Annotated in this window: 14 protein-coding genes and 1 riboswitch; of the genes, 3 read left to right on the top strand and 11 right to left on the bottom strand. The window is 71.8% G+C overall.

Features of this window, described 5'->3' with window-relative positions:
- Positions 1 to 142: 142 nt before the first annotated feature.
- Positions 143 to 1,153: a DUF2382 domain-containing protein gene (locus tag P3T35_RS21565; RefSeq protein WP_101379080.1), complete on the bottom strand. Its 1,011-nt coding sequence runs from the start codon at positions 1,151 to 1,153 to the stop codon at positions 143 to 145.
- A 170-nt stretch (positions 1,154 to 1,323) separates the two neighbouring features.
- Positions 1,324 to 1,440, top strand: a riboswitch (glycine riboswitch).
- Positions 1,441 to 1,670: 230 nt separating this feature from the next.
- Between P3T35_RS21565 and gcvP the strand changes: the two genes are divergently transcribed.
- The gene (gene gcvP, locus P3T35_RS21560; RefSeq protein ID WP_101379079.1) at positions 1,671 to 4,568 is read left to right on the top strand and encodes an aminomethyl-transferring glycine dehydrogenase; all 2,898 of its coding nucleotides are present in this window, start codon (positions 1,671 to 1,673) and stop codon (positions 4,566 to 4,568) included.
- Positions 4,569 to 4,686: 118 nt separating this feature from the next.
- On the opposite strand, the gene P3T35_RS21555 is transcribed toward gcvP, so the two are convergent.
- Together P3T35_RS21555 and P3T35_RS21550 are read right to left on the bottom strand one after the other, a co-directional pair.
- On the bottom strand, positions 4,687 to 4,878 hold the full coding sequence (locus P3T35_RS21555) for a DUF5999 family protein (protein WP_101379078.1): 192 nt from the start codon (positions 4,876 to 4,878) through the stop codon (positions 4,687 to 4,689).
- 293 nt (positions 4,879 to 5,171) lie between these two features.
- A complete protein-coding gene (locus P3T35_RS21550; RefSeq protein ID WP_101379077.1) occupies positions 5,172 to 5,744 on the bottom strand; it encodes a hypothetical protein in 573 nt (190 codons plus the stop codon).
- Positions 5,745 to 6,088: 344 nt separating this feature from the next.
- Between P3T35_RS21550 and P3T35_RS21545 the strand changes: the two genes are divergently transcribed.
- Entirely contained in the window at positions 6,089 to 7,591 is a 1,503-nt protein-coding gene (locus tag P3T35_RS21545; RefSeq protein WP_101384838.1) for a glutamate--cysteine ligase, read from the top strand.
- A gap of 49 nt (positions 7,592 to 7,640) precedes the next feature.
- Positions 7,641 to 8,444 carry a type II CAAX endopeptidase family protein gene (locus tag P3T35_RS21540; protein WP_101379076.1) on the top strand — a complete coding sequence of 268 codons (804 nt, stop codon included), beginning with the start codon at positions 7,641 to 7,643 and terminating at the stop codon, positions 8,442 to 8,444.
- A 26-nt stretch (positions 8,445 to 8,470) separates the two neighbouring features.
- Here the strand turns inward: P3T35_RS21540 and P3T35_RS21535 are convergent, their stop codons facing one another.
- The 8 genes from P3T35_RS21535 to P3T35_RS21500 form a co-directional block, all read right to left on the bottom strand.
- Positions 8,471 to 9,286 (bottom strand): PhzF family phenazine biosynthesis protein, encoded by an 816-nt coding sequence (locus P3T35_RS21535; RefSeq protein WP_101379075.1) that lies wholly within the window; start codon positions 9,284 to 9,286, stop codon positions 8,471 to 8,473.
- Positions 9,287 to 9,404: 118 nt separating this feature from the next.
- A complete protein-coding gene (locus P3T35_RS21530; RefSeq protein WP_101379074.1) occupies positions 9,405 to 9,596 on the bottom strand; it encodes a DUF1508 domain-containing protein in 192 nt (63 codons plus the stop codon).
- Positions 9,597 to 9,894: 298 nt separating this feature from the next.
- Positions 9,895 to 10,650: an SDR family oxidoreductase gene (locus P3T35_RS21525; RefSeq protein ID WP_280707308.1), complete on the bottom strand. Its 756-nt coding sequence runs from the start codon at positions 10,648 to 10,650 to the stop codon at positions 9,895 to 9,897.
- A 236-nt stretch (positions 10,651 to 10,886) separates the two neighbouring features.
- On the bottom strand, positions 10,887 to 11,744 hold the full coding sequence (locus tag P3T35_RS21520) for a class I SAM-dependent methyltransferase (RefSeq protein ID WP_101379072.1): 858 nt from the start codon (positions 11,742 to 11,744) through the stop codon (positions 10,887 to 10,889).
- A gap of 14 nt (positions 11,745 to 11,758) precedes the next feature.
- Complete coding sequence (locus P3T35_RS21515; protein ID WP_101379071.1) at positions 11,759 to 12,103, bottom strand: glyoxalase; 345 nt, start codon at positions 12,101 to 12,103, stop codon at positions 11,759 to 11,761.
- Complete coding sequence (locus P3T35_RS21510; RefSeq protein ID WP_101379070.1) at positions 12,100 to 12,285, bottom strand: ribbon-helix-helix protein, CopG family; 186 nt, start codon at positions 12,283 to 12,285, stop codon at positions 12,100 to 12,102. The genes P3T35_RS21515 and P3T35_RS21510 overlap by 4 nt, the downstream gene beginning before the upstream one ends.
- A gap of 132 nt (positions 12,286 to 12,417) precedes the next feature.
- Positions 12,418 to 12,639: a hypothetical protein gene (locus tag P3T35_RS21505; protein WP_143676736.1), complete on the bottom strand. Its 222-nt coding sequence runs from the start codon at positions 12,637 to 12,639 to the stop codon at positions 12,418 to 12,420.
- Between the two features lie 100 nt (positions 12,640 to 12,739).
- Complete coding sequence (locus tag P3T35_RS21500) at positions 12,740 to 13,384, bottom strand: TetR/AcrR family transcriptional regulator (RefSeq protein WP_101379069.1); 645 nt, start codon at positions 13,382 to 13,384, stop codon at positions 12,740 to 12,742.
- Positions 13,385 to 13,422 lie beyond the last annotated feature (38 nt).

Genomic DNA, 13,422 nt, shown 5'->3' with positions numbered 1-13,422 from the left:
CACCCCTTATATTACATTATTGAACTATACTATGATTATATTTTCTATTTTTTAAAAAGGGCCCCCCCCCCCCCCCCCCGGGGCCCCCCCCGCCCCCCCCCCCCCCCCCCCGGGGGGGGCCCCCGCGGCAGCCCGGCTGGGCTCAGTGATGAGTGTCGACCCGCGCCGCCGAGCCGGTGCTGTCGTGGATCTCCACCCGCTCCCGGCGCAGCTCGTCCTTGATCACCTGCTCCTCGGTGACCCGCTCCACCACCAGGCGCACCCGCTCCATCGGCGCCAGGTACTTGCGCACCACCGGGCGCTCCTCGCGGAGCGTCACCTCCTCGACGGCCTCGGCGATGTCCTGCGCCGACAGCGCGGACTGCTCGGCGCTGTTCACCGGTACCCGCTCCACCCGGACCCGCTCCCTGGTCACCTGCACCCGGCGCTCCACCGGCTCGGTCACCACGTACTTGCGCATCCGGGCGGTGCCGAGCACGTGCCACTCGTTGGTGATCTCCAGGCGCTCCTCGCGCAGGGTCAGCTCGATCGGGCGGGGCGGGTGGGTGGTACCAGCGCCGCCGGCGGCGGTGTGCGTCTGCTCCGGGGTCGGCTCGGTCGGGCCGGGGGCCGGCTCCACCGGCTTGTCCAGGCCGATGGTCGGCTCCACCGGCTTGTCCAGGCCGACGGTCGGCTCGACCGGCCCCTCCCGGCCGACGGCCGACCGGGCGGTGGGCGCGGTGGCCATCGGGCGGCCGGTGGCGGGCGCCGCGGGTGCGGTCACACCGAAGTCCATGTCGTCCGCCCGGCTGCGGGCGGTGCCCTGGGCGGGCGGCGCGGGTGCGGCGGTCCGGTCGCCGGTGGGGGCGTCCAGCCCGTAGTAGCGGTAGAGCTGCAGCTCCTGGGCCGGGGAGAGGTGCTGGCCGACGCCGAAGTCCGGCGACTCCTTGATCAGCGACTTGTCATAGGGCACCCGCAGCTCCTGGCCGGAGAACTCGCTCGTGGTCAGGGGCACGAAGGCGTCCCGGCCGAAGATCCCGGTGCGTACGGCCGCCCACTCGGGCTCGCCGGTCGCGTCGTCGAGGTAGACCTCGTCCACGGTGCCGATCTTGTCGCCGTTGCGGTCCACGGCCTTGTGCCCGATCAGGTCTCGGGGATCGATATCGGTCTGCACGCTGTTCCTCTCCTGGTGGTACCGCTGTCGATTCACACCAAATGCCACAAAGGGAACAGCGGCCAGCCGGATGCGGCCGTCCGAGCCGGTGATCGCCCAGGTGGGGGAGTGCGATCGATCACCTGAGCGCTGTTGGCAATGACCTCCGCTGGTACCCTGAACACGACCGCCGAACCCGCACGGGAGAGTCTCCGGCCTTCGATTTCCCAGCGATTTCGAATAGTCCGGAGCGCCGAAGGAGCAAACCCTCCCCGGAATCTCTCAGGCATCCGTACCGTGTGGAATAGGTCACTCTGGAAAGCAGGGCAGGACCGCCGGTGAGGGAACCGGAGGCGACCACCCTCACCGACGGTGCAAGCCGACGGGGCGTCAGCCCTGTGCGGGCGAAGCTCTCAGGTCCCGATGACAGAGGGGGAGGCCTGTCGGGCTCGTCCGCCACGGCCGCACCGTTCCCCCAGGCGGCGAGGGTCGTGGCTGCGTGCCCCCGCCGGTCCGTGACCAGGAGGCCTCGACCACCATGACTGACCAGCCGACCGCCGGTCGCTCCCAGAACGCGACGCTTGCCGACCTCGAGGCGGCCAGCCCGTTCCAGTCGCGCCACATCGGCCCTGACGCCGCCGCCCAGGAGAAGATGCTCGCCCAGGTGGGCTTCGGCTCGCTGGCCGAACTCTCCACCGCGGCCGTCCCCGAGGCGATCCGCAGCATCACCGCGCTCGACCTGCCCGCCGGCCGCACCGAGGCCCAGGTGCTGGCCGAGCTGCGCGAGCTGGCCGGGCACAACCAGGTGCTCGCCTCGATGATCGGGCTCGGGTACTACGGCACCTTCACCCCGCCGGTGATCCTGCGCAACGTCATGGAGAACCCGGCCTGGTACACCGCCTACACCCCGTACCAGCCCGAGATCTCGCAGGGCCGACTTGAGGCGCTGCTCAACTTCCAGACCGTGGTCTCCGACCTGACCGGCCTGCCCACCTCCGGCTCCTCGCTGCTCGACGAGGGCACCGCGGCGGCCGAGGCGATGGCGCTGGCCCGCCGGGTCACCAAGGTCAAGGGCGGCGTCTTCCTGGTCGACGCGGACACCCTGCCGCAGACCCTCGCGGTGATCCGGACCCGCGCGGTGCCGACCGGTGTCGAGGTGGTCGTCGCCGACCTGTCCGCCGGCATCCCGGCCGAGATCGCCGAGCGCGGCGTCTTCGGCGTGCTGCTCCAGTACCCGGGCGCCTCCGGTGCGGTGCGCGACCTCGCCCCGGTGATCGAGCAGGCGCACGGCCTCGGCGCGATCGTCGCCGTCGCCGCCGACCTGCTGGCGCTGACCCTGCTCAAGTCGCCCGGCGAGCTGGGCGCGGACATAGCCTGCGGCACCTCGCAGCGCTTCGGTGTGCCGATGGGCTTCGGCGGCCCGCACGCCGGCTACCTCTCGGTCCGCGCCGAGTACGCCCGCTCGCTGCCCGGCCGCCTGGTCGGCGTCTCGGTGGACGCCGACGGCCACCGCGCCTACCGGCTGGCGCTGCAGACCCGCGAGCAGCACATCCGCCGCGAGAAGGCCACCAGCAACATCTGCACCGCCCAGGTGCTGCTCGCCGTGATGGCCTCGATGTACGCGGTCTACCACGGTCCGGACGGCCTGGCCGACATCGCCCGCCGCACCCACCGCTACGCCGCCGCGCTGGCCGAGGGCCTGCGGGCCGGCGGCGTCGAGCTCGCCCACGGGGCGTTCTTCGACACCGTCACCGCCAAGGTGCCGGGCCGGGCCGCCGAGGTGGTCGCCGCCGCCCGCGCCGAGGGCGTCAACCTCTACCAGGCCGACGCGGACACCGTCTCGATCTCCTGCGACGAGACCACCACCCGCGAGCACCTGCAGATCGTCTGGGCCGCCTTCGGGGTGGTCGGCGCCGAGGTGGCCGAGGCCGCCGACACGCTGCCGGCCGCGCTGCTGCGCGCCGACGAGTACCTGACCCACCCGGTCTTCCACAGCCACCGCTCGGAGACCGCGATGCTGCGCTACCTGCGCCGCCTCTCGGACCGGGACTACGCGCTGGACCGCGGCATGATCCCGCTGGGCTCGTGCACCATGAAGCTCAACGCCACCACCGAGATGGAGGCGGTCACCTGGCCGGAGTTCGGCCAGCTGCACCCCTTCGCGCCGATCGAGCAGGCCCAGGGCTACCTGACCCTGATCCGCCAGCTGGAGCAGCAGCTGGTCGAGGTCACCGGCTACGACGCCGTCTCGATCCAGCCGAACGCCGGCTCGCAGGGCGAGTTCGCCGGTCTGCTCGCGGTGCGCGCCTACCACCTGGCCAACGGCGACACCCAGCGCGACGTCTGCCTGATCCCGTCCTCGGCGCACGGCACCAACGCCGCCTCCGCGGTGATGGCCGGCATGCGCGTCGTCGTGGTGAAGACCATGGCCGACGGTGACGTGGACGTCGAGGACCTCAAGGCCAAGATCACCCAGCACCGCGACCAGCTCGCCGTGCTGATGGTCACCTACCCGTCCACCCACGGCGTGTACGAGACCCAGATCACCGAGATCTGCGGCCTGGTGCACGAGGCCGGCGGCCAGGTCTACGTCGACGGCGCCAACCTCAACGCCCTGGTCGGCCTGGCCAAGCCGGGCAAGTTCGGCGCCGACGTGTCGCACCTGAACCTGCACAAGACCTTCTGCATCCCGCACGGCGGTGGCGGCCCGGGCGTCGGCCCGGTCGCGGTGCGCGCCCACCTGGCGCCGTACCTGCCCAACCACCCGCTGCAGGGCGAGGCGGGCCCGGCCACCGGTGTCGGCCCGATCTCGGCCGCGCCCTGGGGCTCGGCGGCGATCCTGCCGATCTCCTGGGCGTACGTCCGGCTGATGGGCGGCGAGGGCCTCAAGCGCGCCACCCAGGTGGCCGTGCTGAACGCCAACTACATCGCCAAGCGGCTGGCCCCGCACTTCCCGGTGCTCTACACCGGCCCGGGCGGCCTGGTGGCGCACGAGTGCATCATCGACCTGCGCCCGCTCACCAAGGAGACGGGGGTGACCGTGGACGACATCGCCAAGCGCCTGATCGACTACGGCTTCCACGCCCCGACCATGTCCTTCCCGGTGGCCGGCACGCTGATGATCGAGCCCACCGAGTCGGAGGACCTGTACGAGATCGACCGCTTCTGCGAGGCGATGATCGAGATCCGCGCGGAGATCGACAAGGTCGGCTCCGGCGAGTGGGCCGCGGACGACAACCCGCTGCGCAACGCCCCGCACACCGCCGCCAACCTGGCCGGCGACTGGAAGCACGGCTACTCGCGCCAGGAGGCGGTCTTCCCGGCGGGCGTCAACCCGGCGGACAAGTACTGGCCGCCGGTGGGCCGGATCGACGGCGCCTACGGCGACCGCAACCTGGTCTGCTCCTGCCCGCCGCTCGACGAGTACGGCGTCTGAGCAGCACCGGGAGGGCTTAGCGCCCGATGACGAAGTGCCCTGCGGTGGCTGCCGCAGGGCACTTCGTCACATCCGGAGTCACATCCGCAGTGCTCCGCCCGGGATGCGCTCGTGGAGGTCAGGCGGCGACCAGCAGCGTTCGGCGCGGCGCGATCACCCGGCCGTCCGGCAGCAGCTCGCCGGTGTCCTCGAAGAGCAGGACTCCGTTGCAGAGCAGGCTCCAGCCCTGCTCGGGGTGGCGGGCGACGGGAACCGCCGCCTCACGGTCAGGGGAATCGGCCGACGGGCACTCAGGTCGGTGCTGGCACATCGTGGTACCTCGTTTCACTACTCACGCTTCACGCCCCCCGCAGCGGAACGCAGGTGTGAACCAGCGCTTCTGTGGGTAGGACAGGTGGTCCTGCCACGCTCTCTCCAGTGTCCGCGCCCAAACCCCATTGCGCAGCCCTTTTGGTGACTTGCGCCACAACTACAGCCCAGAGATCACCCATTCAGATGGGTCCGACCGTGGTGCGCGGGCAAACGGGCCACCCGACCATGACTCGGTCGGGTGGCCCGTTGATGGTCTGTTCGGAGGGTGTCAGGCGGTGCTCAGGCGACTACTCAGGCCACTGCGGTGACCCGCGGTGCCGGGCGGCCGAGCAGGGCGAGCAGCTCACCGGCCGGGTAGGCCCGGTGCGCGGTGATGCCGAGCGGCGCGGGGGCCAGTGGCAGCAGCAGGTCGCCCGCCGGATCGGCGTCCGTCGCGTGCAGCCACAGGGCGGTCGCGTAGTGGTCGGGCATCGAGAGCAGCCGGGGCTGGTAGGCCGTGCGCCGCTGCTGGACCAGCTGCCAGGCCTCGGCCAGCGCCCGGACCGTGGAGTCCGGGTAGGGGCCGGCCGCGAAGTGCGCGAAGGTGTGCCCCTCCGCCGACCTCACCACCTCGGCCGCCGCCACCACCACCGTGCCGTGCTTGACCAGGAACCGCCAGCCGGTCCGCGGCGCGGCGGCCAGCGCACGCGCCGTCGTGGTGCCCGGCGGCAGCTGATGGACTGCCAGCGGATGGGCCGGCAGCAGGGCGCCCACGGTATTTCGCGGGGCTGCCGCGCCGGGCTGCCGCAGGGCGGTCGGCGAGCTCAGGGCGGCCAGCACGGCACGCAGGGCGCTGGGCGGTGGCTGGGGTGTCTGCAGGGTCATGGCGGGTCGCCTCTCCATGCGAGATCGGCGTGCGAAGGCGGCATACCGGCGTGGCGCGACAGGGCCGGGTCCGGTTGGGCGTGATCGCGGGGCTGAGCGCGCGGGCTCCGGGCAGCGGCACGCCGCACCGGGGTCGGAACCGGTGCGGCCGGGCCGGGACTCGAAGTCCACTCGAACAAGTGCGCAGGGTGACCTGTTTATCACCTTCTGTCGTGCCCGGCAAGTCGAGCGATAGCTGAGAAATCGTCAGTTCCCTTGTGGCATAGGGCATTAGAAGCGCTCGGGTATCGATCTTCCGGATGGGCATGATGCAGGGCACGGTGGACCGGGCGAAGGGGGTATCCATGGGGGAGAAAGTCATCGCAACCCGGGCCGACCTGTCGGACCGGCAGCACTACCGTCGCAAGCTGCAGTCCTGTCAGGAGGCCCTGGAGCGGATGCTGCACGAGCAGCGTTTCGACCGGCCCCGGGCCATGATGGGCCTGGAGATAGAGCTCAACCTGGCGGACGAGCAGGGTCTGCCGCTGATGCGCAACGAGAAGGTGCTCGCGGCGATCGGCTCGCCTGACTTCCAGACCGAGCTGGGCCAGTTCAACATCGAGGTCAACGTCGCTCCGCACCAGCTCAGCGGCCATGTCTTCGAGGAGCTGCGGGAGGAGCTGGACACCGGCCTGCGGTACGCGGACCGGCGGGCGGCCGAGGCCGGTGCCCGGATCATCATGGTGGGCGTGCTGCCGACCCTGGAGACCGTGCACACCGGGCGGGACTCGATGAGCCACAACAACCGCTACAGCCTGCTCAGCGACCAGATCATGGCGGCCCGCGGCGAGGACATCGCGCTGGACATCGAGGGCGTGGAGCACCTGCAGCTGGAGTCGGTGAGCATGGTCGCCGAGGCCGCCGCCACCTCGCTCCAACTGCACCTCCAGGTGACCCCGGACCGGTTCGCACCGGTCTGGAACGCGGCCCAGGCGATCGCCGCCGTGCAGGTCGCACTCGGTGCCAACGCGCCGTTCCTGTTCGGCCGGGAGCTGTGGCGGGAGACCCGTCCGGTGCTCTTCCAGCAGGCCTGCGACACCCGTTCGGCCGAGCTGAAGGCCCAGGGGGTGCGCCCGATCACCTGGTTCGGGGAGCGCTGGGTGGACTCGGCGCCGGAGCTGTTCGCCGAGAACATGCGCTACTTCCCGGCCCTGCTGCCGATCTGCGACGACGAGGACCCGGCCAAGGTGCTCGCCTCCGGCGGCGTGCCGCGGCTCGGCGAGATGCGGCTGCACAACGGGACCATCTACCGCTGGAACCGGCCGGTCTACGACGTGACCGACGGCAGGCCGCACCTGCGGGTGGAGAACCGCTGCCTGCCGGCCGGGCCGACGGTGGCCGACATCCTGGCCAACGCCGCGTTCTACTACGGGCTGGTCCGCGCGCTGGCCGAGCAGCCCCGGCCGATCTGGACCAGGCTGCCGTTCGCCCATGCCGACCGGAACTTCCACACTGCGGCCCGCTACGGCATCGACGCGGTGGTGCAGTGGCCCCGCCCGGGCCGCGGCAGCCGGGGCGCGCCCGCGGCGGTACCGGTGGTCGACCTGGTGCTCGGTGAACTGCTGCCACTGGCCTACCAGGGCCTGGACGAGTGGGGCGTGCTGCCGGCCGACCGGGACCGCTACCTGGGGATCATCGAGCAGCGCTGCCTGCGCCGCACCAATGGCGCGGCCTGGCAGGCGGCCACCGTGCACCAGCTGTGCGAGCGGCACGGCATGGACCGGGCGACCGCGTTGGCCACCATGACTCAGCGGTACATGGAGCTGATGCGGGCGGGCGAGCCGGTGCACAACTGGCCGGTGGGGTGACGATTTGCCGTCGAGGTCGCCTCATCCGGGTGTGACAAGATGATCCGCCATGACGATCGCACCGCCCGCGCAGCCCGCGGACACCCTGCCGCCCGGTGACCGGCGGCGCCGACTGCTCGGGATCGAGCTGCTGATCGTCCTCGGGCTGTCGCTCGGTGCTAGCGGGGTCAGTGCGCTGATCAGCTTCGTCGACTCGGCCACCCGCAACGTGGGGCTGGCCCACCAGACCGCCGCGCTGAACAGCTCGGCGGCCCCCGGTCGGCCCTGGATCGACCTGGCCTACCAGCTCTACTACATCACCCGCGGGCTGATGCCGGTGGCGCTGGTCGGCTACCTGCTGGTGCGCGAGGGCACCTCGCTGCGGGTGCTCGGCTTCGACCTGCGCCGCAAGGCGGCCGACCTCGGCCGTGGCGCCGCCGTGGCCGCCGTGATCGGGGGCACCGGCCTGGCGCTGTACTTCGCCTCCCGGGCGGCGGGCTTCAACCTCACGGTCGTCCCGTCCGGCCTGCCCGACGTCTGGTGGCGGATCCCGGTGCTGGTCCTCTCCGCCTGCCAGAACGCGGTGCTGGAGGAGGTGGTGGTGCTCGGCTACCTGGTCCGCCGGCTCGACCAGCGCGGCTGGACGCCCGCCGCCGTGCTGCTGACCAGCGCCGCGGTGCGCGGCTCCTACCACCTCTACCAGGGGATCGGCGGGCTGGTCGGCAACATGGTGATGGGCGCCGTCTTCGTGCTGCTCTACCGGCGCTGGGGGCGGGTGATGCCGATGGTGGCCGCCCATGCGCTGATCGACACCACCGCCTTCGTGGGCTACGTGCTGCTGGCGGGGCACGTCTCGTGGCTGCCCACGGGGTGACCGAGCAGATGTGACTGAGCGCTTGCTCAGCGGGGGTGGGCGCGCAGGGTCCCCTCGACCACCGTCACCGCGTGCCCGGCCAGCCGGACGCGGTCGCCCAGCAGCTCGCAGTCGAGCAGCCCGCCGCGCACCGAGGCCTGGTACCCGGTCAGCCCGGTGCGGCCGAGGCGCTCGGCCCAGAACGGGGTCAGCGCGGTGTGCGCGCTGCCGGTGACCGGGTCCTCCGCCACCCCGGCGGCCGGGGCGAAGTAGCGCGAGACGAAGTCGTAGCCGCCCTCCCGGTCCTCCGCCCGCGCGGTGACGGCGACACCGCGGGCCGGCTGCCGGGTGATCGCGGCGAGGTCCGGCGCCAGCCCGCGGACCGCGTGCTCACTGCCCAACTCGGCCACCAGGATGCCCAGTCCGCCGGTGTCGCGGCAGCTCAGCACCGCAGCGCCGAGCGCCTCGGCCAGCCCGTCCGGGACCGCCGTCTCGGTCAGCGCGGCCGTCGGCAGATCCAGGCCGATCCGGCCGTCGGGACGCGGGGTGGCGGTCAGCACACCGCTCAGCGTGTGGAACCGCACCGGCTCCGCCGCGACCAGCCCCCCGGTGCGCAGCGCATGGGTCGCGGCCAGGGTGCCATGGCCGCAGAGCGGGACCTCGGTCATCGGGGTGAACCAGCGCAGCGCCCAGTCGCCGTCCGGCAGCCGCCGGACGAACGCGGTCTCGGAGAGGTTCATCTCGCGGGCCACCTGGCGCAGCCACCGCTCCTCGGGCCAGTCGCCGTCCGGCAGCAGGCAGACGGCAGCGGGGTTGCCCGCGAACGGGCGCTCGGTGAACGCATCGATGATCGAGATCTGCATGGCCCGAGCTTACGGCTGGTCAGCGGGTGGGCACAGGTCCAATTCCGGTTAGGTGGACCACGACCGGCGCGGGGAGCGGGCCGGTGCCCCGCTCCCCGCGCCGATGGCCGGCCCGCGCTCAGGCCGTGCCGGCCGCCGTCTCCTGCACCTGGGCGTACGGCGCGAGCTTGCGCAGCGACTCGATGTTCTTCAGCAGATCCTCACGGGTCTCGTGCGCGTCACCGACCACGATCACCGACCCATTGCTCGCCTTGAGCCGGAACCGGTGCATGCCGCGTTCGTCGGTGAACAGCTCGAATTTTCCGGCCATGACAGTTGACGCCTTTCGCTAGGGTGACCCCCTCGATGGAAAGGTACGGTCAAACCTCGTGGGGCGCAGAGCAGTTGACCCAGTCGGGTGGTTGCGGTCCGAGGCGCGAGCGTGGTGCCGCCGGGCTGCCGCGGGGGGCCTTCCGCATCTCGCCCGTCGTCGGCGTCTGCTGCAAGGGCCGCAGCGGCAGCACCGACCAGCTTCACGAACTCGGGCTGATCGAGGAGGACATGGAGGCCGTTCGGCGAGGCAGCAGGCTACCGAGCCGGTCGGCTCTCGGGGTTCGGAAACCAGGTTGTCAGTGCGTCGAGTGGCCCGCGCCGCCCGCCACTGTCACGTCGGCACCGCTGACGTACGACGCCAACGGCGAGGCAAGCAGTGCGATGACGGGGGCGACCTCCTCTGGGCGGCCCATCCGCCCGAGTGGCACTGCGCGACGCCGGACGCAGTCGGCGGCCCACTGCTCGTAGGGCTGGGTGCTGCGGGAGGCGGCGTGGACGGCCTGCTGCCGCTCGGTGTCGATGATGCCCAGGCTGACGGTGTTGACCAGGATCTCGTCAGCCGCCAGCTCGGTCGCCATGGAGCGGGCCAGGTTGGCGAGCGCGGCGCGGGCGGCACTGGCCGCGACCAGGGTCGGCTCCGGCTCACGCGCGATCAGGGCGCCGATCAGCACGACGCGGCCCGCGTCGGAGCGCCGGAGCCACGGCAGCGCGGCCCGCACCGGTAGCACGGCGCCCAGTACCTTGCCCTCGAGCTCGGCCAACCAGTCTTCCGGCGTGGCCTCGGTGAAGGTGCCCGGGAAGCCCTCCCCGGCATTGGCCACCACGGCGTCGATCCGGCCGAACCTCTCGCCCGCTGCGCGGATGAAGCCATCCATGGCGGTCTCGTCGCGCACGTCGCCCGCGTGGAGGTACAGCCGGTCCTGCTGCTGTGCCCAGGCCCGCGCTAGCCGTTCGCCGTCCCGAGCGCAGGTCGCCACCCGGGCGCCTTCGACCAGCAGCAGCTCGACGGTGGCCCGCCCCACCCCGGAGCTGCCGCCGGTCACAACGATCACGCGTCCTGCCGGCTGAAGGTCCACGGGATCGCAGGCTAGCCACGCAGCGGGCCCAACACCACACGTCGGGGCCGTTCGGGTGCGCCTGGTGGGGACGCGTGGGACTTCCCGTGCGGGGACGTGGTCGGCCCACCGGGCGGTGGGACGATCCGAGTCGGCGCTCAACCAGGCATCGCGGTGATCGGCTCCGCCCCCGGGTCAGGGGGCGGAGCCGTTTTCAGTCGGGACGGGCCGGGTCAGGTGGTGGCGAGCAGGAACTCCTCGGCGTTGGTGGTGCGCAGGCCGTCGGTCCGTCCGGAGAAGTAGCGCTCGTTCAGGAGCTGTGCCGAGATGTGCCGGGCGTCGCGGAACCCTGCCTCCCGGGCCAGTTCGAGGAGCCGGTCCGGGCTGAAGAAGCTGACGAACGGGGTGCCGGTGGCCCGGGCCCGCTCCTCGACCATCAGCCGGCCGGGCCGTTCCGCCGCTTCGAGCAGCTCCAGGGGTGGCTGGAAGGTCATCGCGAACGCCGACTCCGGGGCGAGCTTGGCGAGTTGGCGGATGGTCGCGAGGTTGGCGGCCTCGGTGAGGTACATGCTGACGCCGGTGGAGGCGATGACGGCGGGCCGGCCCGGGTCGAAGCCGGCGGCGACGAGCCGTGCCCACCAGGCGTGCTCGGACTCGAAGTCGCTGGGCACGAAGACCAGGTTCTCCGGGGTGCCGAGCCCGAGGTCCAGCAGCCGGCGGCGCTTCCAGCCCTGGGTCGCGGGGCGGTCCACCTCGAACACCCGCAGCCGGGCGGCGAGGTCGGGGTGCCGCAGGGCGAAGGTGTCCAGGCCGGCGCCGAGGACCACGAACTGGGTGGTGCCGCGCCGGGCCCGCTCGAGCACCAGGTCGTCGACGAACCGGGCCCGGGCGACGATGCCCGCCCGGTAGGTGCGGGTGCCGGCGACGTCCATGTCCGGTCGGGCGCGCCAGTCCTCGGCGGGGTCGGCCAGGCGCAGGCCGATCTCGTCGTCCAGCACGTGCGGCGGCGGGTCGGCCAGGGTGTGCAGGGCGCGCCACAGGGCGACCCGCACGGCGGTGTGGTCCGGGACGACGGGGGAGTGGTCGGTCATGGCTGGCCCCCGGCTCACTTGGCCGCAGGCGCCTGGAGCAGCCACTGGCGGCCGTCGGGGTCGCGCACGGTCGCCTCCCTGGTCCCGTAGTGGGTGTCCTCGAAGGGGGTGAGCAGCTCCAGCTCCGGGTTGGCGTGGACGTCCTGCTCCGAGGCCACCTGGAGGACCAGCTGGGATCCGGTCGCCTGGTCCTCGGGGACTTCGGCGATGAAGACGATGGGGGAGTCCCCGTTGCGGAGCTGGCCGGAGTTGTGGTCCGTCTCGAACTCCAGCTGGTACCCCAGGGCCTGGAAGAAGCGGGCGGCCTTGCCCCAGTTGTGGGTCTTCAGGAAGACCGCGCTGATGCCGTTGGTGGTCACTTCGACTCCTGATCGTTGCCAAGGTGCGGTGCTGCGGCGGTGCCGCCGTCGAGGTAGGACCGCAGCGCGTCGGCCACCAGGGCCGACAGCGACGAACCGGTCTCGACGGCGCGCATTTTGACCTGCTTGATCAAGCTGACCGGCAGGTAGACGTTGAATTGCTTCACTTCCTCGTCAGGCACATCCAGAATGCTAGCAAGCTAGATTGCTAGCCGCTAGCCCGCGGGCGGGCACGGATCTCCGGAGGCGATCGGCCGGACGGTCTCAGCCGATGCCGGGCGATCTCGGCCGATGCCGAGCGATGCCGAGCGATCTCAGCCGATCAGGCGGATCAGCGCGGTGTCGAAGAGGTCGAACGCGCGCGGCAGCGGGCCCTCGTCGTGGTGGTGCAGCGCGGACCAGAAGAGGTCGCCGGGCAGTGCCGAGCGATCCGCGTAGACGCGGTAGGCGTAGCGTCGGCCGTCCACGCCGGCGAGCTCGACCAGCCAGCAGCCGCCGGCTGGTCCATCGATATCTGATACATCGTCAACAAGCATTCGATGCGGTCGTCGTGGCAATGGGACTCCCTCCCGGGACGACGGGCCTCATCGAGTGGGACGAGCGTCACGGTCGGATGGTTGTAGTGGAACCGGGGATTCAGCTTCCAGTGTCGGAGGCCCGGGCGAACAGCCAGCCGTCCAGCATCAGTTGGATCTCGCCGATGACCCGGGGGTCGCCGTCGGGGGCGAGCTTGAAGGCGGTGATGAGCAGTTGGGCGGCGGCGGCGACCACGAGTTCGGTGCGCAAGCGGAAGGCCGCGGTGTCGGGGTAGCCGTAGCCGCGGACCAGGGCCGCATGGATCACGGCGGCGATCCGGCGGTCCACCGCCTGGTCGTACTCGCGCAGTTCGGGCGGCGGCGGGGCGTGGAACCACAGGCCCAGGTGGCCGGGCGTCCCGCGCCGCACCCGTACCTGCGCGCTGATCAGGCGGGCGCCCAGCTCGCTTGGCGTGGGCGGGAGTTCGGCGTCGACCACGCTCTCCACGGCGGCCAGGTACTGGTCGAGCCAGTGCACCATCAGGCTGCTGAAGATGGCGTGCTTGTCCGGGAAGAACCGGTACAGCACGCCGATCGACACCTGGGCCTCGGCGGCGATCAGCTTGGTGCCGATCTGCCCGTGGTCGTGCCGTTCCAGGAGCTGTGCGGTGGCGGCCAGGATCCGGGCGACCTTCTCGCGGCTGCGCTGCTGCTGCGGCGCGCGCAGCACGCCGGCCGGAAGCGGAGGGAGGGCGGCGTCGGACATCGGGCTCCTTGACAATGCGTCAGAATATGAATCAGAGT

Origin of the sequence: Kitasatospora sp. GP30 (assembly GCF_029892145.1) — a bacterium.
GTDB classification, from domain to species: domain Bacteria; phylum Actinomycetota; class Actinomycetes; order Streptomycetales; family Streptomycetaceae; genus Kitasatospora; species Kitasatospora acidiphila.
This window is presented reverse-complemented; position numbering and strand designations above follow the sequence as displayed.

Bases quoted from the DNA above. Each gene is read 5' to 3' on its own strand.
- gcvP (WP_101379079.1), top strand. From the start codon at position 1,671: ATGACTGACCAGCCGACCGCCGGTCGCTCCCAGAACGCGACGCTTGCC.
- P3T35_RS21555 (WP_101379078.1), bottom strand. From the start codon at position 4,878: ATGTGCCAGCACCGACCTGAGTGCCCGTCGGCCGATTCCCCTGACCGT.
- P3T35_RS21550 (WP_101379077.1), bottom strand. From the start codon at position 5,744: ATGACCCTGCAGACACCCCAGCCACCGCCCAGCGCCCTGCGTGCCGTG.
- P3T35_RS21545 (WP_101384838.1), top strand. From the start codon at position 6,089: ATGGGGGAGAAAGTCATCGCAACCCGGGCCGACCTGTCGGACCGGCAG.
- P3T35_RS21540 (WP_101379076.1), top strand. From the start codon at position 7,641: ATGACGATCGCACCGCCCGCGCAGCCCGCGGACACCCTGCCGCCCGGT.
- P3T35_RS21535 (WP_101379075.1), bottom strand. From the start codon at position 9,286: ATGCAGATCTCGATCATCGATGCGTTCACCGAGCGCCCGTTCGCGGGC.
- P3T35_RS21530 (WP_101379074.1), bottom strand. From the start codon at position 9,596: ATGGCCGGAAAATTCGAGCTGTTCACCGACGAACGCGGCATGCACCGG.
- P3T35_RS21520 (WP_101379072.1), bottom strand. From the start codon at position 11,744: ATGACCGACCACTCCCCCGTCGTCCCGGACCACACCGCCGTGCGGGTC.
- P3T35_RS21505 (WP_143676736.1), bottom strand. From the start codon at position 12,639: ATGCTTGTTGACGATGTATCAGATATCGATGGACCAGCCGGCGGCTGC.
- P3T35_RS21500 (WP_101379069.1), bottom strand. From the start codon at position 13,384: ATGTCCGACGCCGCCCTCCCTCCGCTTCCGGCCGGCGTGCTGCGCGCG.